Source organism: Salimicrobium album, assembly GCF_900107115.1.
In the GTDB taxonomy this organism is placed as follows: domain Bacteria; phylum Bacillota; class Bacilli; order Bacillales; family Halobacillaceae; genus Salimicrobium; species Salimicrobium album.
Window position 1 is genome coordinate 1 of sequence record NZ_FNOS01000001.1, and the last position, 21,300, is coordinate 21,300.

General features: G+C 43.4%; 22 protein-coding genes. 17 read left to right on the forward strand and 5 right to left on the reverse strand.

The window, feature by feature from the left end:
- From BLU03_RS00005 to BLU03_RS00015, 3 genes are all read left to right on the forward strand, one after another.
- Window positions 1-241: ATP-binding protein (locus BLU03_RS00005; RefSeq protein WP_143023801.1), on the forward strand; the 241-nt coding region annotated here is incomplete at its 5' end.
- Between the two features lie 1,121 nt (window positions 242-1,362).
- Window positions 1,363-1,902, forward strand: a complete 540-nt coding sequence (locus tag BLU03_RS00010; RefSeq protein ID WP_093104674.1) for a histidine phosphatase family protein — start codon at window positions 1,363-1,365, stop codon at window positions 1,900-1,902.
- A 96-nt stretch (window positions 1,903-1,998) separates the two neighbouring features.
- Window positions 1,999-2,235: an indolepyruvate ferredoxin oxidoreductase subunit alpha gene (locus tag BLU03_RS00015; RefSeq protein WP_008587621.1), complete on the forward strand. Its 237-nt coding sequence runs from the start codon at window positions 1,999-2,001 to the stop codon at window positions 2,233-2,235.
- 59 nt (window positions 2,236-2,294) lie between these two features.
- On the opposite strand, the gene BLU03_RS00020 is transcribed toward BLU03_RS00015, so the two are convergent.
- Window positions 2,295-2,567 (reverse strand): acylphosphatase, encoded by a 273-nt coding sequence (locus BLU03_RS00020; protein ID WP_040609065.1) that lies wholly within the window; start codon window positions 2,565-2,567, stop codon window positions 2,295-2,297.
- A 71-nt stretch (window positions 2,568-2,638) separates the two neighbouring features.
- On the opposite strand from BLU03_RS00020, the gene BLU03_RS00025 reads away from it, so the two are divergent.
- Together BLU03_RS00025 and BLU03_RS00030 are read left to right on the forward strand one after the other, a co-directional pair.
- Window positions 2,639-3,604 carry a P1 family peptidase gene (locus BLU03_RS00025; RefSeq protein ID WP_093104678.1) on the forward strand — a complete coding sequence of 322 codons (966 nt, stop codon included), beginning with the start codon at window positions 2,639-2,641 and terminating at the stop codon, window positions 3,602-3,604.
- Between the two features lie 12 nt (window positions 3,605-3,616).
- Window positions 3,617-7,135, forward strand: coding sequence for a dynamin family protein (locus BLU03_RS00030; RefSeq protein WP_093104686.1), 3,519 nt, complete (start codon window positions 3,617-3,619; stop codon window positions 7,133-7,135).
- 29 nt (window positions 7,136-7,164) lie between these two features.
- Here BLU03_RS00030 and BLU03_RS00035 read toward each other — a convergent pair whose 3' ends face one another.
- Complete coding sequence (locus BLU03_RS00035; RefSeq protein ID WP_176765370.1) at window positions 7,165-7,899, reverse strand: SurA N-terminal domain-containing protein; 735 nt, start codon at window positions 7,897-7,899, stop codon at window positions 7,165-7,167.
- 169 nt (window positions 7,900-8,068) lie between these two features.
- On the opposite strand from BLU03_RS00035, the gene BLU03_RS00040 reads away from it, so the two are divergent.
- From BLU03_RS00040 to BLU03_RS00055, 4 genes are all read left to right on the forward strand, one after another.
- Window positions 8,069-8,275 carry a cold-shock protein gene (locus BLU03_RS00040; protein ID WP_008587634.1) on the forward strand — a complete coding sequence of 69 codons (207 nt, stop codon included), beginning with the start codon at window positions 8,069-8,071 and terminating at the stop codon, window positions 8,273-8,275.
- 79 nt (window positions 8,276-8,354) lie between these two features.
- Window positions 8,355-9,968, forward strand: coding sequence for an ABC-F family ATP-binding cassette domain-containing protein (locus tag BLU03_RS00045; RefSeq protein WP_093104697.1), 1,614 nt, complete (start codon window positions 8,355-8,357; stop codon window positions 9,966-9,968).
- A 135-nt stretch (window positions 9,969-10,103) separates the two neighbouring features.
- On the forward strand, window positions 10,104-10,928 hold the full coding sequence (locus tag BLU03_RS00050) for a LysM peptidoglycan-binding and 3D domain-containing protein (protein ID WP_093104702.1): 825 nt from the start codon (window positions 10,104-10,106) through the stop codon (window positions 10,926-10,928).
- A 105-nt stretch (window positions 10,929-11,033) separates the two neighbouring features.
- Entirely contained in the window at window positions 11,034-12,026 is a 993-nt protein-coding gene (locus tag BLU03_RS00055) for a zinc-binding dehydrogenase (protein WP_093104703.1), read from the forward strand.
- A 376-nt stretch (window positions 12,027-12,402) separates the two neighbouring features.
- Here the strand turns inward: BLU03_RS00055 and BLU03_RS00065 are convergent, their stop codons facing one another.
- Complete coding sequence (locus BLU03_RS00065) at window positions 12,403-13,005, reverse strand: recombinase family protein (RefSeq protein ID WP_093104704.1); 603 nt, start codon at window positions 13,003-13,005, stop codon at window positions 12,403-12,405.
- 266 nt (window positions 13,006-13,271) lie between these two features.
- Between BLU03_RS00065 and BLU03_RS00070 the strand changes: the two genes are divergently transcribed.
- The 3 genes from BLU03_RS00070 (at window position 13,272) to BLU03_RS00090 (ending at window position 15,839) form a co-directional block, all read left to right on the forward strand.
- The gene (locus BLU03_RS00070) at window positions 13,272-14,006 is read left to right on the forward strand and encodes an SDR family NAD(P)-dependent oxidoreductase (RefSeq protein ID WP_093104707.1); all 735 of its coding nucleotides are present in this window, start codon (window positions 13,272-13,274) and stop codon (window positions 14,004-14,006) included.
- A 108-nt stretch (window positions 14,007-14,114) separates the two neighbouring features.
- On the forward strand, window positions 14,115-14,306 hold the full coding sequence (locus tag BLU03_RS00075) for a hypothetical protein (protein WP_093104711.1): 192 nt from the start codon (window positions 14,115-14,117) through the stop codon (window positions 14,304-14,306).
- Window positions 14,307-15,659: 1,353 nt separating this feature from the next.
- A complete protein-coding gene (locus BLU03_RS00090; protein WP_093104719.1) occupies window positions 15,660-15,839 on the forward strand; it encodes a hypothetical protein in 180 nt (59 codons plus the stop codon).
- A 381-nt stretch (window positions 15,840-16,220) separates the two neighbouring features.
- Here BLU03_RS00090 and BLU03_RS00100 read toward each other — a convergent pair whose 3' ends face one another.
- Window positions 16,221-16,661, reverse strand: coding sequence for a hypothetical protein (locus BLU03_RS00100; protein ID WP_093104725.1), 441 nt, complete (start codon window positions 16,659-16,661; stop codon window positions 16,221-16,223).
- Window positions 16,662-17,283: 622 nt separating this feature from the next.
- Between BLU03_RS00100 and BLU03_RS00105 the strand changes: the two genes are divergently transcribed.
- From BLU03_RS00105 to BLU03_RS00125, 5 genes are all read left to right on the forward strand, one after another.
- Window positions 17,284-17,502, forward strand: a complete 219-nt coding sequence (locus BLU03_RS00105) for a DUF3953 domain-containing protein (RefSeq protein ID WP_093104735.1) — start codon at window positions 17,284-17,286, stop codon at window positions 17,500-17,502.
- Between the two features lie 76 nt (window positions 17,503-17,578).
- Window positions 17,579-17,863 carry a hypothetical protein gene (locus BLU03_RS00110; protein ID WP_093104749.1) on the forward strand — a complete coding sequence of 95 codons (285 nt, stop codon included), beginning with the start codon at window positions 17,579-17,581 and terminating at the stop codon, window positions 17,861-17,863.
- A gap of 130 nt (window positions 17,864-17,993) precedes the next feature.
- On the forward strand, window positions 17,994-18,314 hold the full coding sequence (locus tag BLU03_RS00115; RefSeq protein ID WP_093104750.1) for a cupin domain-containing protein: 321 nt from the start codon (window positions 17,994-17,996) through the stop codon (window positions 18,312-18,314).
- Between the two features lie 283 nt (window positions 18,315-18,597).
- The gene (locus BLU03_RS00120) at window positions 18,598-19,188 is read left to right on the forward strand and encodes an ankyrin repeat domain-containing protein (protein WP_093104751.1); all 591 of its coding nucleotides are present in this window, start codon (window positions 18,598-18,600) and stop codon (window positions 19,186-19,188) included.
- A gap of 224 nt (window positions 19,189-19,412) precedes the next feature.
- Complete coding sequence (locus BLU03_RS00125; RefSeq protein ID WP_322787555.1) at window positions 19,413-20,366, forward strand: amidohydrolase family protein; 954 nt, start codon at window positions 19,413-19,415, stop codon at window positions 20,364-20,366.
- Between the two features lie 110 nt (window positions 20,367-20,476).
- Here BLU03_RS00125 and BLU03_RS00130 read toward each other — a convergent pair whose 3' ends face one another.
- Window positions 20,477-21,244 carry an SDR family NAD(P)-dependent oxidoreductase gene (locus tag BLU03_RS00130; protein ID WP_093104753.1) on the reverse strand — a complete coding sequence of 256 codons (768 nt, stop codon included), beginning with the start codon at window positions 21,242-21,244 and terminating at the stop codon, window positions 20,477-20,479.
- Window positions 21,245-21,300 lie beyond the last annotated feature (56 nt).

The window sequence follows — 21,300 nt, forward strand, 5'->3', positions numbered from 1 at the left end:
TGGATACATCCCGCTGCATAAACAGGGAGCTGAACTATTATTTCAAGTCATCAGTCTGTGTTACGAAAAGAGGAGTATTATCATTACGACAAACCTTCAATTTGGGGAATGGAATCATGTATTTGGTGACCCGATTTTAACGGAGGCGGTCGTGGATCGCTTGATCCATCACTCCCACCTCGTCCTATTTAATGACGACAGTCATCGATTGAAAGAATCTATGGCTTTTCAGCCAATGTAGGAAATAAACGAAGGGATGCGAGTGGCTACATAAACGTTTTCCGTTTTATGCATTTTTCTCTTGCCAAATACACCTATAGTGGTGTTTTGGTTGTTAGATAGTTTTTATTTAATGCAAGAAAGAATTTTTCGAGACCTATATAATGAAATCAGAATAGAACCTAACGATTTTAACATGGCTTTAAAAAAAGAAAATGGTACAGTTCAAAGGTTATTGAAAGCTTTTTTTTCTCCAACTATTCTACTATTCTATTTTCATTTATTAATTTTTGTATTTCTTTTTATTTGTTTAAAAAGTTAATGAATACGACCTCCCTAAATGCCTGTTAGCTTTCATGCAGCAGGGTATTTAGGGAGAATTTTCTTTTTATAAACACCCAACCCGTTCGAAATGAGATTGATCATCTTGCGGCGAAGCATGATTGAAAATCTCCTGAAGCAGGGCCACGTCTTTGGGTTGCTTATAAAGATGATAGCCAAAGGTCTTGCGCATCGTAGGCGTGCTGATGTTAGTGTGCTCAAGCCAGTCGGCGGACTCTAGGATGTGATACAACACTTGCATGGCCGAGGGATGTGTGCCTTTCCGGCCGATAAAGAGGTATGTTCCCCTTCAAGGAAGGAGTCCAGATTCTGCCGAATCGAGTCGAGCTTAATTTCTCATTTTTCCTGATGTCCAGAATTTCTCTATTATTACTTAGTTTATTTGTGGTAAAGTCATATTAGAGATTAATACATAAAAATGAAAACGTTCATGTGTTTATTTGCATTCCTAGATACATTTTTTACGCTATCGGTCTTGCAGCCCAACCTTCAAAAAGAGTTATTGATTTCGGACTTAAGGAACTAAAGCGTAATCGAAAATGGATTCCGGCCTATTTTTAAAATACTTAAATTCTGTTTTGAAAAATAAAGCTGATGCATTTAAACTGAAATCACATAATTTTTTAATTATGATTTCATCCCGTAGCTATTATTCTCCCCGGTGGAGGTCAAAAATAAATATACGAATTTAAATATTTCTGTAGATACTTCAGAAGATTTTGAAAAATAAGCGAATTTACGTGTAAAGACGAAGGGTAAAGGGAATAACCGAAGTATCCCGAGCAAAGTGAGGTTTTGCAGATGGATCGTGTAATGCTCGTACGACATGCAGAAGCCGAAGGGCAGCATCGTGATTCCCCCTTGAGCCGTCGCGGGCTGAAGGAGACTGCTGCTCTTGCAGAGGAGCTTAATAACTGGAGCTGCTGCGAAGCTGTTTTTTCCAGTCCCTTTTTACGTGCGATTGAGACTATCAAACCTTTTGCCGAAGAACACGGACTTTCCATCCAGACCGATGAGCGGCTGGAGGAAAGAATATTGAGTGACGTTCCTCTGGAAGACTGGGAAGAGTATATCGAAGACAGTTTCCACGACAGGGAAATGAAAGTCTCCGGCGGGGAGTCTGCCCGTGATGCTAAAGAACGCGTCCGTGAGTTTCTGGAGGAAGTCGATTCCTTTACGTATCCTCTGCTCGTAACCCATGGGGAAATTTTAGTATATATTCTTGAACATTTCGGGATGGAAGTATCATTCGAAGACTGGCTCAGCTTCTCATATCCGGATGCCATTCTTCTTGAGAAAGACGGTAATCAGTGGAAATTCAGGAGAATTTGGCATAAATAATTGCCAGGTTTCATTATAATAGGTATGATTGAAGGTAGTGCTTCTTTCTAATTAAGATAGAGGGAAGAGTTTATCTTATAAAAAGGAGGAATAGAAATGGCATTTGTTATAACATCCCCGTGTAAAGACGAAAAATCAGGTGAATGCGTAGAAGTATGCCCTGTTGATTGCATAGAAGAAGGAAAAGACATGTTTTATATCGATCCGGCTATCTGCATCGACTGCGGGGCCTGCGAAGCGGTCTGCCCGGTAGAAGCGATATATATCGAAGACGAAGTACCGGAAGAAGAGACGCCATATATTGAAATGAACCGTAAGTTCTTCCAGGAATAGAGGAACACATAGGAAAAGCTGCCTGTTCAGAGGCAGCTTTTTTTACTGGAGAAGCTGTATCATCCTACAACTTCAAAATCCTGAAAATTACCCGGACCATCCAGGTCGGTGACGTCCGTTTTTGTAACATCCGCAGCAGGGGCAGGGCCGTTCTCGATTTTCTTTATGAATTCCTGTATTTTTTCTTCTTCACCCTGGGCGATTATTTCTACGGTTCCATCCTCTTTATTCTGTACCTGCCCTGTGATGCCGTGCCGGTCTGCAACCTGCTTGGCAGACATACGGAACCCGACTCCCTGGACTCTGCCGTGCACTGTTATCTGTTTAAGCATACGCTCACTCCTTTCTTTCATCATCAATATGTACCTTTTTCCTATCAATTTTAAACGTGGGAGGAATCACTATGAAAAGTATAGATGTACGCGAGGTCACTCCTTTCCTTTACGGTCACTGCACAGACGAAGAAAATGGGACCGGGACTACTGTCATCATTTACGAGACAGGCGCTGTGGGCGGTGTGTCCGTCCAGGGCAGAGCTCCGGGAACGAGAGAGACCGACCTTCTGAAATCGGAGAACACGGTACAGAAGATTCACGCTGTTACGCTAAGTGGCGGCAGTGCTTTCGGTCTCGAGGCGGCCGGAGGAGTGATGAGGTACCTGTCTGAGAGAAAAATAGGGTTCGAACTGCTTGGCAATACGATCCCTATCGTGCCGGGGGCTATTTTGTTCGACTTTCTTCCCTTGTCAGGAAACGCCTGGCCCGATTCTTCCTATGGTTATGAGGCTGCGCGTCAGGCTTTCGATAAAAATGATGTTCCCTCGGGCAACAAAGGGGCCGGCACAGGAGCCAGTATCGGTAAAATGAGAGGGTTCGATTCCGCCATGAAAAGCGGGTTCGGGTCCTGTGCCGTAGAAGTTGACGGTTTGAAGGTGGGCGCATGTATTGCAGTGAACGCGTTCGGTGATATAATAGACCCTGAAACCGGCCGGATCATTGCCGGAGCCCGGGAAAGCGGTTCCTTCCTGGATACCGCAAAATCTCTCCGGGAAATGGATCCTCCGGACGGAGCGGAAGGGATGAATACAACCATCGGCTGTATCACCACGAACGCGAATATTACGAAGTCTGAAGCCAATCACCTGGCCTCTGCTGCTCATGACGGCCTGGCAAGGTGCATACGTCCGGTACATACGGTGATGGACGGCGATGCTCTGTTCGTCATGGCCGGCGGCGAAGTGAATGTTTCACTCTTGCAGCTGTCAGCTCTGGCTGTGCACGTTGTGGAGCAGGCAGTACTTACTGCCGTTCGTGAGGCGAGAGGGGCGTATCAGCTACCGGCCCTTCAGGAATTATTTAAACAAGAATAAAGGAGATCGACTATGACTACCGTTCAAACATCTGCACATACGATCAAACAACTGTATACGTTCCTCGTGGAAGAAGGTCTTACCGAACAGGCTGAAAAAGTCCTGGATATATACGAAAAGGATATCGAACAGACGTTCATTATCGGATTCGCCGGTCATTTTTCCGCCGGAAAATCGTCTCTGATCAATTACCTGGCCGGGACGGATGTACTTCCTTCCAGCCCGATTCCGACCAGTGCCAATATCGTCCGTCTCCAGAAAGGGGAAGAGATGGCGGTTGCTTATAATCAGGAGAAACGACCGATTGCCAAAGAGGCCTCGCGTGACCTGGAGCGTCTGCAGGCTCTCTGTAAAGATAACAGGCAGATCGCTTCCCTTTCCATTTATAAGTCAGATGTCGACTTTCCTGAAAGCATCATGTTCATCGATACTCCCGGCGTCGATTCGACAGACGATATGGATCGTACGATTACGGAGGGCTCTCTTCACATTGTCGACCATTTGTACTATGTCGTCGATTATAACCACGTCCAGTCGGAAGTGAACAGCAGCTTTTTGACGGAGCTTGAGAATCAGGGGATTCCCTACACGCTTGTCATTAACCAGATGGATAAACACCAGGAAGAGGAAGTGACTTTCGATGATTTCAGCTCCTCGGTCCGGGTGTGGCTGAATGGTTACGAACTACACCCGCAGGACATCTTTTACACGTCGATGCACCAGGAGCACCTGAACCGTCTTGAAGGGAATGCGCTGCTGGGTGAAGACGTAAAGGAAAGGATAAGGGAGAGGGACGGGGAGAACCACATCCAGTCAGTACTTAAGGAATGCGAACAGGCTCTTCGGCAAAAATATGATATAGATGCTTACGAAGCCGAACTGGAAGCATACAGTACGTCCTCGCTCGAAGAAGCCGGGGAACGGATAGAAACGATCAAGCACAATTTTATGGAAAAGAAGAACTCACTTGAAGAGCAGTATAAGAAAAGAGTACGCGGTTTTCTGAAGAATGCCTATATCACCCCCGCTGTCCTGAGAGATGATGCACAGCAGTATCTGGAATCGATGCAGCCGAACTTCAAGAAGGGACTTATATTCACGAAAGATAAAACCAGTGAAGAGCGGAAGAGACGGCTGGATGTTTTTTATGAAAACCTGTCCGCGATTCTTGAAAAAAACCTGGAGTGGCCTCTGCGTGATCGTATGCGGGAACTTGCCGACACCCATTCGCTGACCGATGAACATCTTGAGAAACGGATACAACAGTTTCATGTACAGGTACCTGAGCAACTGCTCGAAGACGTGATTGCGAGCGGGGCCAACGTTACCGGCGAATATGTACTGAGGTATATGGAGGACCTCAGTAAAGACATATTGAAAATGTACCAGCAGGAGACGGAAGATATCTACAAACAGATGAAAGAACAGCTGGACGCCCAGCAGGAAAATGAGCTCGCTCTTTCAGGTGATGAGGAAGAAGAGCTGAATGAGAAACAAAGGGTCGAGGAACAGCTGAATGGACAGAAAGAAAAATGGGAGGAGAAACGGAAACTCCTGTATCGGGTCCATGATGGAGAGATAGAACAAGATGAGCAGCAGGCCGAGGCTGCACTTGCGGCCAGAAAAGAAACCGATTTTGAAAATGATCTGGAACTCGAATACGACCAGCGGCTGCAAAAAGAAGAACAGCCGGAGGAAGCGGGTAGCGGGCCGTCCGGCTCAAAGACCGAAATTAGAAGAAAAGCCGAAGAAGTGCTGCCGGTGCTGCAGGATTACGAATTCCTGGAGTCTTACGCCCGCTCCATTAAAGAAAAATTGAGCCGCGTGGATCATCAGCAGTTTACGGTAGCTTTATTCGGAGCATTCAGTGCCGGAAAATCTTCGTTCATAAATGCGTTACTGGGTGGGGACTACTTACCGACGTCCCCGAACCCGACGACCGCTTCCATCAACCGGGTAGTACCTCCGGAGGATAACCACCCTAATGAAACAGCGACTGTTCACTTTCTTACTGAAAAGGAACTCATCGAATCGTTCGATTTTCTTGACGTTTCCGGTCCGGAAGAAATTTTACGAACGAAAACCGATGAACTGGAAACGAGAAAACGAACGATGGTGCAGGCTTTTCAGAACGGTTATGAGGAACTTAAAGGACACATCGGAAGCCGCCTTGAAGTCTCTCAGAAAGAATTCGTAACATACGTCAGAGATGAATCGCACTCTGTGTTCGTAAAAGCGATAGACTTTTATGTCGATTCCGTTTATGCAAGGGAAGGGATAACATTTGTGGATACTCCCGGAGCCGACTCCGTTAACGACCGCCACACGGACGTATCGTTCGGTTATATAAAAGAAGCGGACGCTATCCTTTTTCTGACTTATTATAACCACGCCTTCACGAAAGCGGACGCCGGCTTTTTGCGTCAGCTCGGCCGGGTAAAAGATTCATTCGCCGTAGATAAAATGTTTTTCATCATCAATGCCAGTGATCTTGCCCAGAGTGAAGAGGATCTTCAGTCCGTACGCTCTTATATCGAATCCCAGCTCACCTTCTACGGAATAAGAAACCCGAGGATGCACGCCGTTTCTAGCCTTAAAGCAAGGCAGGGAGAGAAAGAGGAGAGCAACCTCCCCGCGTTCGAACGCGATTTCCGTACGTTCATTCATGAAGATTTGCAGGCTATGGTCTTTCAGTCGGTCCATTCCGATCTCGAAGAAACCGTGGAAGTGACTTCCCAGCTGCTTGATTTTGCTGCCGGAAATGAAGAAGAGCAGAAAAGACAGTTGGATAAATGGGAAGAGGAAGAGAGACGGATATCCGAAATACTTCTCGAAGAAAAAGGGAAGAAAGAAGCCCCTGCTGTGGGTCAGAAGGTGGACAAGCAGTTCCACTACCTGGAGGAGCGGCAGATTCTGCAGTTATCCGATTTCTTTAAAGAGGAAATCAACCCCGGGTATATACAGGGAGAGAAATCAGAAATAAAACCACAGCTGGTGAGAGCACTGGATCGTCTTTTGAACAGATATGAGAAGGAGCTTCTCGACGAAGTCAGAGCCATCAGTCTTCGTATGGAAAGTTTCGTCGGCGACCTTCTCCGGGAAAGAAGCCGGAAAACGGTGGAACAGGTAAAAGCCGTGACGGACTCCAGACCTTTCAAGGAAGAAAAGGAGGAAGTATCGGTGGAAACCCCATCGTTCACCGTCGAGATAGAGGAAACGGCCGAAGATCTGGATATCTCGCTGCAACGGTACTCGAGTGCCAAACAGCTCTTTGAAGGGAACAGAAAAGAAGAGTTACGCGAAGAAGTGAAAGAACAGCTACCCGGAATTTTCGGGAAAGTACTTACTCCGGTCGAGGAGAGTTTCGCGGAGTATTACAAGGAAGCCTATCTTGATGCGGTCAGCGAACTGATGGACAGGTATGAAGAGAAGGTGAAAGAGTACTACAGGAAACTCCGTAATAACGGAGAAGATGCCGTAAGTACGGAAGAGCTGCAGGAACTTAAAGAAAAGCTGACATCTTCCATCTAAAAAAACCCCCGGATTTCCGGGGGTTTCTTTTATACATTGACTTTAACGTCGGCTTTCTCACGAAGGGATTCAATGTGTTTGTTGACGGCTTCGCTCTGTTTCTGGGAAGCGAGCTGCTGTTTGATCTGGTCTTTCATCTCTTTGAAAGAGCCGAGTTGCTGCTGCTGTGCTTTCTGACCGTCTTTGTTGCCTTCTTCTTTCTGTGCATCCTGCTGTGCTTTCATCTGTTCCTTCATTTTCTCATACTGTTCTTTCGCTTCTTTATCCGTAACTTCCGGAACGTCTACGTTTTTGTCCACGTATTTCTGTGCTTTTTGACTTTTCTTCATTTCCTGTTTAATTTCTTCCTGAGACATATCATTTTTTTTAAGGAATTTTTCCCACTGATCGTTTTCTTTGTACTGTTTTTTCATTTCCTCGAACTGCTTGTTTATTTCTTTATCCGATACTTTAATATCCATTTCTTCCGCCTTCTGCATCACAAGCTCTGTACCGATCAGCTGATTGATGGCGGTTTTATTGATCTGATCTTCCTGCTTGGAAGCGTCCATGCCGAATTTCTTATACTGCTGCTTGACGCTTTCCACATTGGATTCGAATTCCTTCTGGGTAATTTCTTCCCCGTTTACGACTGCTGCCGCTTTGCCTGAATTGTCTTTATTTTCTTTGGAATCCCCGCTGCTGCTTTTTCCGTCATCTCCGGAAGAACATGCTGCCAGAAGAGTGACTGCTGCAACCAGAACGAGTAATAATACTTTTTTCATTGAAAAGCTCCTTTTCGTAAAAACGTTAATTGGAGTGTAGCACACAGGTATGGCGGTGTAAAACCTCCGGCGCGATTTACACATTTGTGCCATATAATTTTGACTTAACCGAAAAAAAGTAGTAAAATTAAAACAATTGTTTATTCTCTAGAATAAGAGGTGAGATAGTATGGCATTCGGAAGACAGAATCAGGAGAAAGCACCAGAGGAAGAAACATCCGTTTGGGAATGTACCGCGGAAGGTTGTAACTGCTGGATGAGGGACAACTTCAAAGATAAACAAGTTCATACATGCCCCGTCTGTGACAGCGAAATGAAACGCGCTACAAAAACGATTCAGGTCGTTGAGAATAAAAGCTTATACTATAATCAGTAGAAACGCGGATGCCCGCGTTTTTTATTTTGTGATTTCCTGATATAATAAATGAGAATTTTTGAATGGAGGATTAGTTACTATGCTACAAGTACAAAACGTAAGTCTGCGTTTCGGGGATAGAAAACTGTTTGAAGATGTGAATATCAAGTTTACGGAAGGGCACTGTTACGGATTGATCGGGGCCAATGGTTCCGGTAAATCGACATTTCTTAAAATATTAAGCGGCGAACTGGATGCACAAAGCGGAGAGGTCGCTCTCGGTAAAGGGCAGCGTCTCGCCGTTTTGAAGCAGGATCACTTCGCTTATGATGAATACAATGTTCTTGAAACAGTCATTATGGGATACGAACGTCTGTATGAAGTAATGGAAGAGAAAAATGCGATCTATGCGAAAGGTGACTTCACGGAAGCGGACGGTATGCGTGCTGCGGAACTCGAAGGTGAATTCGCCGAGATGAACGGATGGGAAGCGGAATCCGAAGCTGCACGACTTCTTACGGGTCTCGGTGTAGATGATGCTCAGCACGATAAAAAAATGAGGGAACTTCCGGCAAACGACAAAGTTAAGGTGCTTCTCGCCCAGGCACTGTTCGGTAATCCTGATGTACTGCTTCTCGATGAGCCGACCAACCACCTTGACATCCACGCCATCCGCTGGCTGGAAGAGTTCCTCATCGAATTCGAGAATACAGTGGTAGTCGTTTCCCACGACCGTCACTTCCTTAATAACGTATGTACCCACATTGCGGATCTGGACTTCCAGAAAATCCAGGTATATGTAGGGAACTACGATTTCTGGTACGAATCCAGCCAGCTTGCCAGAAAGATGGCAGAAGAACAGAACAAGAAAAAAGAAGAGAAAGTCAAACAGCTGAAGGAATTCGTAGCCCGTTTCAGCGCTAACGCTTCCAAATCGAAACAGGCTACGTCCCGGAAGAAAATGCTTGATAAAATTACGCTGGATGACATCCAGCCGTCTTCCAGGAAATATCCTTATATAGCTTTCCAGGCGGAAAGGGAAATCGGTAACGACTTGTTGACGGTGCAGAATCTTTCCAAGACGATAGATGGAGAAAAAGTGCTGGAAAATGTAAGCTTTACACTCAATAAAGACGACAAAGTCGCTCTTGTCGGTTCTTCCGAGACGTCCAAAACGGCCCTTCTCGAAATACTCGCCGGGGAGATGGAACCGGATGAAGGTACGTATAAATGGGGGGTCACGACATCCCAGAGCTACTTCCCGAAAGATAACACGGAATACTTTGAAGGGAACGAGAAAACGTTAGTCGAATGGTTGAGACAGTATTCCCCGGAAGACGAGACGGAGACATTCCTGCGCAGTTTCCTCGGCCGTATGCTTTTCTCCGGGGAAGAAGCACTGAAGAGCCCGAATGTTCTGTCCGGGGGCGAAAGAGTCCGCTGCATGCTTTCGAAAATGATGCTCTCCGGAGCTAACGTTTTGATTCTGGACCAGCCGACCAACCACCTGGATCTGGAGTCGATCACGTCCCTGAACAAAGGAGTGGCCAATTTCAAAGGTTCGGTCATTTTCGCCTCGCACGACCACGAGTTCATACAGACGGTGGCGAATCGTATCATCGAAATCACTCCTAATGGAATAGTGGATAAAGAAATGAGATATGATGAGTATCTCGATGACCCTAAAGCTCAGGCGGAAGCTCAACAAATCTAAGCTTTGTAATGTCTGTGCAATGTGAATGTTAATATTGCAAACAAACTGTTAGCTCCTTGTTCTTAAATTATTCTGTACACCTGTTATTATGGATATTGTGCAGATGAGAGATAACCATCAAGGAGGAATTAACAAATGAAAAAACAGATCGTTACACTAGCAACTACAGCAGCCCTTACAGGAGCATTCGCTACTACAGTAAGTGCTGAGGATCACAACGTAAACAGCGGAGATACACTTTGGGGCATCTCCGAACAATATAATGTGTCGGTAAGCCAGCTGAAATCCGTCAACGGCCTTAACTCCAACATCATTTACCCTGGACAGTCGTTGAGCGTGGACGGTAAAGCGGCAGAAAAAACAACAACAAATTCCAACGTCTATACCGTAAAATCCGGAGATACACTTCACAAAATCTCCAGCAGCCATGGCATCAGCGTGTCTCAGGTGAAAAGCTGGAACAATCTATCCAGTAACCTGATCCACCCTGGAGATGAATTGGCGGTAGGAAGTAAAGCGGCAGTTAAATCAGCTTCTGACTCCAAACAGGAAGAGAAAGCGGCTTCCAGTGCAAGCAGCAGCTCTGCATCCGAGCAGAAACAAAGTAGCAGCACAGCATCTGAAAGCAGCAGTGCCAGCTCTTCTGAAAGCAGCTCCCAGGGAGATGTACAGAAGCAGTTCACAGCTGAAGCTACAGCATATACAGCTTATTGTGCAGGATGCAGCGGTGTTACAGCTACAGGTCAGGATTTGAGAGCCAACCCTGGTCAGAAAGTCATCGCAGTCGATCCTGACGTCATCCCGCTCGGTTCCAAAGTATGGGTCGAAGGATACGGAACAGCTATCGCTGGTGATACCGGTGGAGCTATTAACGGCAACCGCATCGATCTCTTCATGCCTAGCCAGGGTGACGCCCTTGACTTCGGACGTCAATCCGTAACTGTCAAAGTACTTGACTAATATATTTTAAAACGAGAGTCCATCCTTAAAAAGATGGACTCTTATTTTATTTTCCACAGATTATTGGTAAGCTGAAGGTAGTCTTAAAAGAAAGGGGACAGTAATATGAAAGCGATTGTACATGAACACAAGCAGGGAATCTCCGGACTTACATACAGGGAGATGGACGTAAGGACGCCCGGTGCCGAAGAAGTGCTTCTGAAAGTGAACGTGGGTGGACTGAACCGGAGAGATGTGGCGGTCGTCGAGAACAAACATGACCCGGAATCAGGACCTTTCATTCCGGGATCCGATGCTTCTGCTACGATTGAAGAGACGGGAGCGGACGTCAAAGATTTTCAAAACGGGGAGGAAGTCATTATCTATCCAGGTCTCGGCTGGAAAGAGAAAAGTGATGCTCCGCCGGAAGGATATGAAATCGTAGGGTTCCCGAAAGACGGGACATTCGCCGAGTATATCGTCATGCCAGCGGAGAACGTGCGTAAAAAACCTGATCACCTTACGCTGGATGAATCGGGAGTGCTTTCTCTTGCAGCATTGACAGCTTACCGGGTAATGTTCACCCGTGGAAATATATCTGAGGAAGATACGATTCTTCTGCCTGGTATCGGGAGCGGTGTACTGACATATGCACTGAAATTCGCAAAAGCAGTCGGCGCACGTGTCATCGTTACCTCACGTTCGGAAGATAAGATGAAAGAAGCTCTTGATATAGGAGCGGACCGGGCCGTTTTCACCTATGATGACTGGAATGAAGTTCTTCATGACGAGACGATTGATGTAGTAGTCGAGAGTATCGGCGGCGAAACATTCCAGAAGTCCATCGATGCCGTAAGAAGAGGGGGAACTATCGTAACGTTCGGTGCTACAACGAAGGACACTTTCGAACTGGATATCAGAAGTTTCTTTTATGGCCAGTATAATCTTCTCGGTTCAACGATGGGGAGTATGGAGGAATGGGTGGACATGCTTCAGTTCATAGAGAAGCACGGCATCCACCCTGTTGTAGACAAGATGTTTTCAGCAGAGAACTGCCAGGAAGCCTTTACGTACATTAAGGAGTCCAAAAACTTGGGTAAAATAGGCATTAAATTTTAATCTAGTTCTACTTTAAACTTAGTAGTAACTCCGAAATAAAAATTTAATACCGGTTAAACAACCAGAAGAGAGTAATTATCTTATATAGAGAAGGAAGCTGATTTTTTCAGCTTCCTTCTTCTAATTATACGTAGTGCATACTGAGAATGATGATATAGGGACTGATTAAAAGCATGAAACTTAACGTAACTAATTTATAGTTCCGTAATAACAGTGCTACCATCCCTCCGAACAGACCACATATAAATGTAAAAAAAACTGTATAAATCACTCCGTAATCCACAAAGAAAAATTGCCAATAAGAGTGAAGCCCCAAGAGAAAGAGGAACCAATAAACAATGTAGGGGAATTTTTCTTTCATTACAGCAGGACTCCTTTACATATCATCTTCTACTTGCCGGACGAGTTTGTAAAAGGTCGTTTTCTTCACTTCCGCCTGTTTCATCGCCTGTGTCGCTGTAATATTTCCTGACTTCCATTCATTGTACGCTTCTAGGAAAGCATCTGTAATCTCAGCTTTCGGGCGACCCAATCGTTTGTAGGGATTGTTGACTTCGCTTTCTTCTTCCTTCTGCAACTCGCTCTCATCGTTATCATTTTTGGCCATCCAGGAAAGCATTTGTGAAACGAGATCGGCAATAAATGTCCCCATGCTGTCTTTATACTTTGTCGTATCCAGAAGAGGCATGTCCAGTACGACAACATCTACTTCAAGCTCTTTCGTAACAGTGTGCCATTCCTGCATAATCTCTTCTTTACTACGCCCCAGATGGTCAAGGGAATGAAGGTAGAGAACATCTCCCGGGTAAAGAATCCGTTTAAGAAGCTCATAATTATCTTTTCGAACGCTTTCATCAGTGTTCACATCTGTAAAAATGTCCCGCCCCTGAATGTTTTTTTCCTTTAGACCGGTAATCTGTTTATTATTATTTCGTTCATTATTGTCGGTATATATGTATCCGTATTTTCTGTGTTCCATCGTACAGCCCCGCTTTTCTTATGTATTATTCATTCATATCATAACACAAACGTTCGCAAACTTTCATCACTTAACTTACTAATTATCTTAACCTGAATCAAAGAAAGCGTACTAAATTATTTACGAACGTTCATCAATTAGTTGGTTGATGGAATACTACCAGTCTTTTTTAGGTTTCGTTTAACATTGCTGTACCTGCTTGTATAATCAGAAGTGACTGTTTCGAAGAGTAACCCACTGGATTGTATGATAAGGAGGTTTTCGTTATGAGACGTTTTGAAAACAAAGTAGCACTGGTGACAGGTGGACGAAAAGGAATCGGCCGCGCCATAGCCAGACGCCTGAGTGAGGAAGGTGCAACGGTCATAACTGCGCAACGGAGTGAGGACGAAGCATTCGACTCTATTACCGCGGACTTCTCCGATCCGGAAGCACCGGGGAGAATTATAAAAGAAGCCATCGCCCGTACTGGTCGACTGGATATACTGGTCAACAATGCGGGAATGATGAAGGAGAGTTCCATTGAAGAAATGAGCCTTGAAGATTGGGAGAGGAATCTCAATGTGAATCTGACAGGTCCATTTTTGATGATTCGTGCCGCTTTGCCATATTTGCGCAGGACGAAAGGCAACATTGTCAATATCGGGTCGGTGGAAGGGCTGGCAGCGAACCCTGGACACGCAGCATATAGTTCCACGAAGGCTGCCATACATGGATTGACTCGTGCGGTAGCTGTAGATCACGGACATGAAGGGATCCGTTGTAATGCAGTAGCACCCGGCTGGATTGATACCGAATTGAATCTTGATTTCATCAAAAGCACACCAGATCCTGCAGCATTCCAGCGGGATATAGGAGACATCCACCCTGTGGCTCGCACAGGTACGCCTGAAGAGGTGGCGTCTCTTGTGGCTTTTTTGGCAGCGGAAGAGGCCGGTTTTATTACCGGGCAGGTCTACCAAGTCGATGGTGGACGAACAACAAAACTGAGTTTGCCATAACGTTAAATCGTGTCTGTCGTTTTTTCAGTCCAGTGATCGGTAAAAGACAGTCTATATCTTGAAGAAGTGGATTGTTTTATAGTCTATTCTGTGAAAGGGAGGCTTTCGATGAGTGAAAGACTCAAAAACGGTCTTCTCTCAGCTGTGGTTTTCGCAGTTGTTTCTATGTCCTTTAGTTACTTTGCTGAAGGAGAGATAAGGTGGAATAACGTTATAGGCTTGGCCATAGGGGGATTTGTTTCCTGGTATTTTATTATACCCAGGATTAATAAGAGGAGAGCTGACAAAAAGAAGGGATGACCCGTAAATTCAAGGCCGGCAAAAGGACAGACACTGTTAGTATTGTTAGGAATTTTAATATTTTGAAAGGGAGGGCCGGATTATCGTTAAGTATTTTTATGGGATACTGGTAAGCATAATCCTATTCACAGGTGTTACAGGTTTAATTTCCGGAAGAGTAGGTGTACCGGGTTTCGTTTTCGGTGTGTCGGCTTTTGTTATTTTAGAATCATTAAGAAGAAGCGGAAAGAAATCCGACAAAACGGAGGAGCGGGGAGAAGTAAACGGGAAAATTTATAAGGTTTCATTACTGGTCTTTTTGGTGTCGACTATAATATTAACGGTAATTCTGACCATTAATAGTTATTTATTAGGAATGAACACTGTAAAAGCTGATTACATCCTTTTGTATCTAATGGTTACTTTTTATATTGCGTTGTTTTTAGGTCCTTCGCTAATAAAAAATAAATAAATGATCGGAAGCGGAGAAAAGACAGACTGCAATGTGTTCAAATGCTAAATATTAAAATAAAGCATTTTAATTTATTACTAAGTAGTTACTCCGAACATAAATTAATATACATAATTATTAAGTCCAGGGTATTACAACAATACGGCATCACTAGTGAAACAGTAGTTGGAAACTGGCTTTCAGATATAAGATGGCACCAATGATAATGGCTTAGTTTCAAAATGTTACTTAGATTATCCAAATAGCTATTAAACTGTACTGAAGGAAAAGGTTTTATTTATTAGAGCTTTCAGGTTTGGAGTGAAATAATTGAAAGACTCAGGTCAGTTATCTAAAAAGAGAAGATACCAAGAAAGATTTGCAGTTATTTATTTTGTGGTAGCTTTATTTTTTATAACAGTAATATTAGAAGATGATTATAACGTTTTTATTGTGGCCGCCATCACTTTATCAATATATGTATTGGTGAAATTTCTGATAGGTGTTTACGTAGAAAAAAACGAGAGGGGGTCGTAATGAAGCGAAAAGATATCCTGGATTCCAGTCATATAGAAGGCCAGGACTCACAGAGGAGAATTTTTAATCAGTTATACAAAATAACGATCGAAGTGACACATCAACTTACTGGTGTCAAAAAATGTTCATTCTCCAACCGTGTTCCACCCTCGTTGCTATCTGTCATATATTCATTGCTTTAAAACAACGGTCATTCATTAACGGGTGGACGTTGAACACCTATATCAAGGCCCGGCTTCCTTTATAACGTAAGGGGACGGGTTTTTTATTGTTCTATGCTATACTAACGCACCTATTATAAAAGTAGAGGACGGAGGGGGATGATGCCAAAGGAACCGTTTTTTTTAGGTTCGATAGGGGAAGAGGGGTGAGAGGAGGGACACAAAATGACTATACTTAAAATAATAGGACCTCCTATTTTTCTTACCGGAGTGATTTTAGTATTAGGTCCACTTTTTGATTATAATATAGCGGAACGTATAAGTGCAGTTATTGTAGCTACCTTATTTTGTTATTTGCAAATTTTTATTTCGAATAAGAAAAGTCAGAATAGTTTTAAATCTTAGTTAAACATCTATCTAAAAGCACTATATTTTTGTATTGAGTTACTGTGTTATCGTTCGTAGGCAAATATGAAGTAGTAACTAGGATATATAAGACTATTGGAAAGACTGCCTTTAGGTAACGTGGAGGAAGTCATAGACGTTTATTCTTATTGTAGCTTTTTTTGCGTTCTTTTAGAGCCGCTATTCCTATGAAAATAAGTAAAAAAGAAATAAGAAGACTTAAAATTATTGTAATTTCTACATAAAAATGTAAGAAGAAAAATGATAGAAGCCCTATAGTTATATAAAAATGCGCCATTTTCTTACTAAATGATTTATAAGGCGGATTTGCTTTCATTAAATGAGCGTTTGTTCTCAATATTTATCACTCTTCCTTTTTAATTAAATGTAATCAAAACCAGCAGATTGAGCGCCAGCCCTTCCACCAGCTACGCTGCCAGCAATTGCTCCAGGAATTCCAAGACCTCCGAATCCGGCAAGTCCGGCTGTACCATCTGTACTTGCAATGCCTAGATTACATTTTAGAGCATTCTGGCTAAAAGCTGCTTGGATCGTACCATCTGCAGTGTATTTTACTACTTGAACTTCAATTGTATTACCATCTTGATCTACTTCATTTGTTGGGAGAGTGGTTTGCTCTCCAGTTTTAGAACTGTGTATTTCAACGGGATCATTAGTATCTAAAGTAATAACCGCATTGTTTACTATTAACTCCATAGTGCTTTCATTTACAAGTTCAAGGTTATATGTAACGTAACCTTTTTTCTTTAAGAGTAGTTTTTTTTCCTCTTGTTCTTCACTATAAGTAAAATAGTCCTTCAATTAAAGACCATTCATTCTATGCAGGTTGCTAAAGAAGGTAAGAAACGTAAAAAAGCCACTTACTAACGATTTCTTAAATCAATAAGATTTCTATTGTGCAATCAATGAAGGGCAGGAGTTCATGAGGAAGATGTTGGAAGTGACTGACATCTAGTATATCAAGAAAGAAGTGAATGGAAAAGGATGCAGCTACTCAGATGTTGCAAGAATGACGAATACGGACGTCCGCACGGTAAAGAAATATGCAGACCAGGAAGGTTTCGTTTTTTGAACAGAACTAAAAAAGAATCAACCAGCCGCTGTCATGGGTTTCGTAAAACCGAAGATTGTTGAAGGGTGATGATTTCAGAGTTTTTGAAAGAAGCGTGTGTACCTAAGTGTCGAGGAGGAAGAGGGAGTTAATTGAGGAAGGGGAAAATGTTTTTTAGATGGGTTAAAACGATTCTTCGATCAAACCTTTCGATTGAAAGGAAGTTATTCCGAATATAATAATAAAAAACATAAGTATATAAAATCAATCACTTTTAAAAAAAAGATCGAATTTTAAAATACAAGTAGAATAATAATTGGTAGTGTTATCACGTACATATGATGTCGTATAGTGGGGAGGGGGGAGTTGTCAGTGAAAATACTTCAAATAGTGCTGGGAGTTACCATAACTGCCCTGGCCGGGTATAGCCTCATAACCGGAACGGCTGATAGAGGACCTTACCTTCTGTTGTTGATGAGCGGGTTGGTTATCCTCATAGGGATCAACGAATATCAAAAGCGGAAACCGGCTGCTTTCACACTTTTTCTTTCCGCAGGTTTTACTATCTTTGTGGCAGTTTATATTTTATAGACCATCTGTACCTTCAGGAGAGAAGTCACTCTTTGTAATTGAATAGTTAGCGCCCGGAAAGAAGGAGGATGTTACTTTGAAAAACCTGTATGTTCATCTTTTGAACGTAACTGCTTTGGTTTTATTAACTGTTTTTAATCTTTTTGCTTATCTCGGGTTGAATTTCACTCCATTAGATGAGCCTCTTACAGCGGAATATACTCATCTGGCCAGCTTTTATGTACTTTTAGGGAGTTTTTATTATTTACAACTACAGCAAATCTCACGGGTTAAATTTATAATTATTATCATGATTGAATTTTGTTGTATTTATACGTGGGCTTTGTTTGGGGAAGGTGTACTGGAACCTTTGATTGAGTAGTGCTTACCGGTTTCTTTTGAACGGAAATTTCTTTAAGCTGCCCGTTGTAGAGTCAGCAGCCATAAATCTCCGAACTTTGAAGCATGTGATATAATTTATACTATATATTCTTAAAAGAAGGGTGACTTTTATGCAAATTTATTCTATTGAAAACGCAAAACAATTTAATGAGGAGCAATTCACTAAAGTCAATCTTATTAAAAATGAACACAGCACAGCGTTCGTACTGAACTTTTTACCTGGACAGCATATGAAAGCGCATAATCATCCACATCGTGAATTGTATTTGTACGTTATCGACGGAGATGGGATCTTCTTAATCGACGGTGAAGAAGTAGCGGTGTCAGCAGGTGATGTAATTTATTGTGACTCCAAGCAGCAGCTCGGCTTTACCAACACCAGCGATGCGCGCGTTTCGATTTACGCAACGATGACAAAATTGCAGGACTGATACAGCGGGTGAACTGCAAAATTAAACCTTGAAAATCTATGTATGTGAACTGTTGGAGGTGGAGGAAAAGTCCCCACCTCTTTATTTATGGTTATAAGAAATTTCACAACGCAGGATTTGGCATATTCGTTCAGGGTTAAATGAATTGATAAAAGAGAAGGTGAAGGGATTATGAAGGTAGGGCAAATGTTCGTCAGTCTGTTTTTTTTTGTTTTTGCTTACCGCTTGTCAATTAACCTCTGACTCCTCGGAAAACGTGTCAAAAGAAAAGGAGAAAGATACTATGAATCAACAATTAATCGACTCCGCTCAACGTGGGGACAAGAAGAACGTCCTGGAGCTTCTGGAAAATGGTGCAGATATCGATGCAACGAATGAACAGGGAGTGACCGCTGTAATGGCAGCAACCCGTGAACATCACACAGGTACTGCAGATGCCCTTATTCAACGAGGAGCGGATATTGATATACGGAATAACAATCAGGATAATGTACTTTTATATGCAGGGGCAGAAGGGTTTCTTGACATTGTGAAACTTGCAGTTGAAGCAGGAGCTGATACGACACTAACGAACCGGTATGGAGGAACGGCACTTATACCTGCTGCAGAAAGAGGTCATGTTGACGTCGTGAAAGAGCTTTTAAACAATTTTGATACAGATGTTAATCATATTAATAATCTGCACTGGACAGCATTATTGGAAGCGATCATTCTAGGGGATGGCGGCAGGGATTATCAAAAAATTGTACAAATATTGGTGGACTACGGGAGTGATCTCAGTATTAGTGACAGGGAAGGTGTAACGCCTTTGCAGCACGCCAAGAATAATGGATATCAGGAAACTGTAAGTATACTAAAAGAAGCCGGAGCCTGATTACTATTGGAATAAAACTGCAGGATAGAAAGGACGACCGTGTTTTTTCAGGGTTACTTTACGTATTATATTAGAAGGGATAGATCAACTGTGAATTCCACATTTCAGGCACAAAGACGGAATGTTTCCATCTATTAATCAAGGACCAGAAGATTGCAAAGTTTGTACCTTCCGCTGAAACGATAACTGATGATTTACCAAAAAGAGATGCGAATCAACTGCTGGTGCTCCCGTCGTTCATCGAAAAACATTGTCATTTAGACAAAACATTACTTGGGGATCGATGGCGTTCTGTACCCTCCGTCAATAATATCTTTGAAAGACTTGAAAGTGAAAAAGAGGTTGTGCCGTCCCTGGAAACTACTACAAAAGAACTTGCAGACCAACAAGCATTACAAACATTTGAAGGAAGACTATCCTATGAAATCGTCGCCTTTCCTCAACATGGTTTACTGCAAACGAAGACGAAAGATTTAGTGAAGGAAGCACTTGATCGAGGGGCGGACTTTGTAGGCGGAGTTGATCCTGCTACCATGGATGGGGATATAGAAGCCTCTTTGAACAGCATGGTGGAACCGGCCGTGGAAGGGAATGCAGGAATTGACTTGCATTTACATGACCCGTATCACCTCGGAATTTTTACAATGAAACGATTGGCTCAGTTTACGAATGAAGCCGGTCTGCAAGGCCAGGTTGCGATTAGTCATGCATTGGGACTCGGAGATATTTCGGCATCTCAAGCAGAGGAAATGGCAGAATTATTGGCTGAAGCGGGGATCACCATTATCTCCAGCGTTCCGATTGATCGAAAGTTCCCGCCGATAAACTTATTGCGTGAGAAAGGAGTAGCAGTTGCCATAGGATGTGATAATATTTTTGACGTCTGGTCTCCGTTCGGTAATGGAGATGTGTTAGCACGCGCCAGTCGTTTAGCAGAAATTTCAGGATGGACAGATGAACAATCGTTAGCACAGACCCTCTCTTTTATCACCAATGGGAAGACCCCGCTTAATTCCAAAGGGACACAGGTATGGCCCAAACCCGGTGACGAAGCCAGTATCGTTTTTGTTGAAGCTTCCTGTTCTGCCGAAGCTGTTGCGAGAAGATCAAGTCGGGTAGCTACAATTTATAAAGGGAACATAGTCTCAAGTTCTTTGGAAGATATAAGAAATAACTGAAAACCTGATATCTGAAAAAAACACTTCCCCAAAACGTCTGCCTCAGGAGACTGATGTTTTGGGGAAGTTTGAAACATTATGAATTTATGAACGGGACTGCATTGATCTTCTTATAATTTTCCGGCCGTGTATCCGCCGTCCACCGGTACCGTCACACCATTAATCTGCTTCGCAAGGTCGGAGCATAAAAACGCAACAACGTTCCCCTGATCTTCCGGTGTGGACATTTCACCTGCAGGGAGTGACTCCAATACGCCGTTATATTGTTCCGGCTGGTTCTGGGCCCATTTTTCAATGGCCGGTGTAATGGTTGCGCCCGGAGCGATTGCATTAATACGTATGCCCTGTTTTCCGTATTCCAGTGCCACGGACTTCGTCAGACCGACGACACCGTGTTTTGAAGCGGTGTATGGTGTCATCTTCGCTGAGCCTTCCAATCCGGATCCTGAAGCGGAGTTGACTATCGAACCGCCGCCCGTTTCCAGCATCTCGTTAATCTGGTGCTTCACACAGTAAAAAACTCCGTACAAGTTTATTTTTATCGTTTTATCCCAGTCTTCGGATTCCATTTCTCCTATTTTGACCTGACCCGCGTTAATACCGGCGTTATTGTGAGCGATATCCAATTTACCAAAAGCGGAGACCGTTTCATCCACTAATGCTTTCACCTGATCTTCGTCACTCACGTCACACTTGAAGAATTGTGCTTCGCCGCCATTATCCCTGATCATTTTAACGGTTTCTTTCCCGCCTTCTTCGCTGACATCAGAAACCATTACTTTGGCTCCGGATTTTGCCAGGGCGATCGCACTGGCACGGCCGATGCCCGATCCTGCTGCAGTGACTAATCCTGCTTTGTCTTTGAGTAATTCTGTCATAACAATCTCTCCCGTACATTAATTTTCAGGACGTGTTACTATCTACATATAGAAAA

Bases quoted from the DNA above. Each gene is read 5' to 3' on its own strand.
- BLU03_RS00010 (WP_093104674.1), top strand. From the start codon at position 1,363: ATGGATCGTGTAATGCTCGTACGACATGCAGAAGCCGAAGGGCAGCAT.
- BLU03_RS00015 (WP_008587621.1), top strand. From the start codon at position 1,999: ATGGCATTTGTTATAACATCCCCGTGTAAAGACGAAAAATCAGGTGAA.
- BLU03_RS00020 (WP_040609065.1), bottom strand. From the start codon at position 2,567: ATGCTTAAACAGATAACAGTGCACGGCAGAGTCCAGGGAGTCGGGTTC.
- BLU03_RS00025 (WP_093104678.1), top strand. From the start codon at position 2,639: ATGAAAAGTATAGATGTACGCGAGGTCACTCCTTTCCTTTACGGTCAC.
- BLU03_RS00030 (WP_093104686.1), top strand. From the start codon at position 3,617: ATGACTACCGTTCAAACATCTGCACATACGATCAAACAACTGTATACG.
- BLU03_RS00035 (WP_176765370.1), bottom strand. From the start codon at position 7,899: ATGAAAAAAGTATTATTACTCGTTCTGGTTGCAGCAGTCACTCTTCTG.
- BLU03_RS00040 (WP_008587634.1), top strand. From the start codon at position 8,069: ATGGCATTCGGAAGACAGAATCAGGAGAAAGCACCAGAGGAAGAAACA.
- BLU03_RS00045 (WP_093104697.1), top strand. From the start codon at position 8,355: ATGCTACAAGTACAAAACGTAAGTCTGCGTTTCGGGGATAGAAAACTG.
- BLU03_RS00050 (WP_093104702.1), top strand. From the start codon at position 10,104: ATGAAAAAACAGATCGTTACACTAGCAACTACAGCAGCCCTTACAGGA.
- BLU03_RS00055 (WP_093104703.1), top strand. From the start codon at position 11,034: ATGAAAGCGATTGTACATGAACACAAGCAGGGAATCTCCGGACTTACA.
- BLU03_RS00065 (WP_093104704.1), bottom strand. From the start codon at position 13,005: ATGGAACACAGAAAATACGGATACATATATACCGACAATAATGAACGA.
- BLU03_RS00070 (WP_093104707.1), top strand. From the start codon at position 13,272: ATGAGACGTTTTGAAAACAAAGTAGCACTGGTGACAGGTGGACGAAAA.
- BLU03_RS00075 (WP_093104711.1), top strand. From the start codon at position 14,115: ATGAGTGAAAGACTCAAAAACGGTCTTCTCTCAGCTGTGGTTTTCGCA.
- BLU03_RS00090 (WP_093104719.1), top strand. From the start codon at position 15,660: ATGACTATACTTAAAATAATAGGACCTCCTATTTTTCTTACCGGAGTG.
- BLU03_RS00115 (WP_093104750.1), top strand. From the start codon at position 17,994: ATGCAAATTTATTCTATTGAAAACGCAAAACAATTTAATGAGGAGCAA.
- BLU03_RS00120 (WP_093104751.1), top strand. From the start codon at position 18,598: ATGAATCAACAATTAATCGACTCCGCTCAACGTGGGGACAAGAAGAAC.
- BLU03_RS00130 (WP_093104753.1), bottom strand. From the start codon at position 21,244: ATGACAGAATTACTCAAAGACAAAGCAGGATTAGTCACTGCAGCAGGA.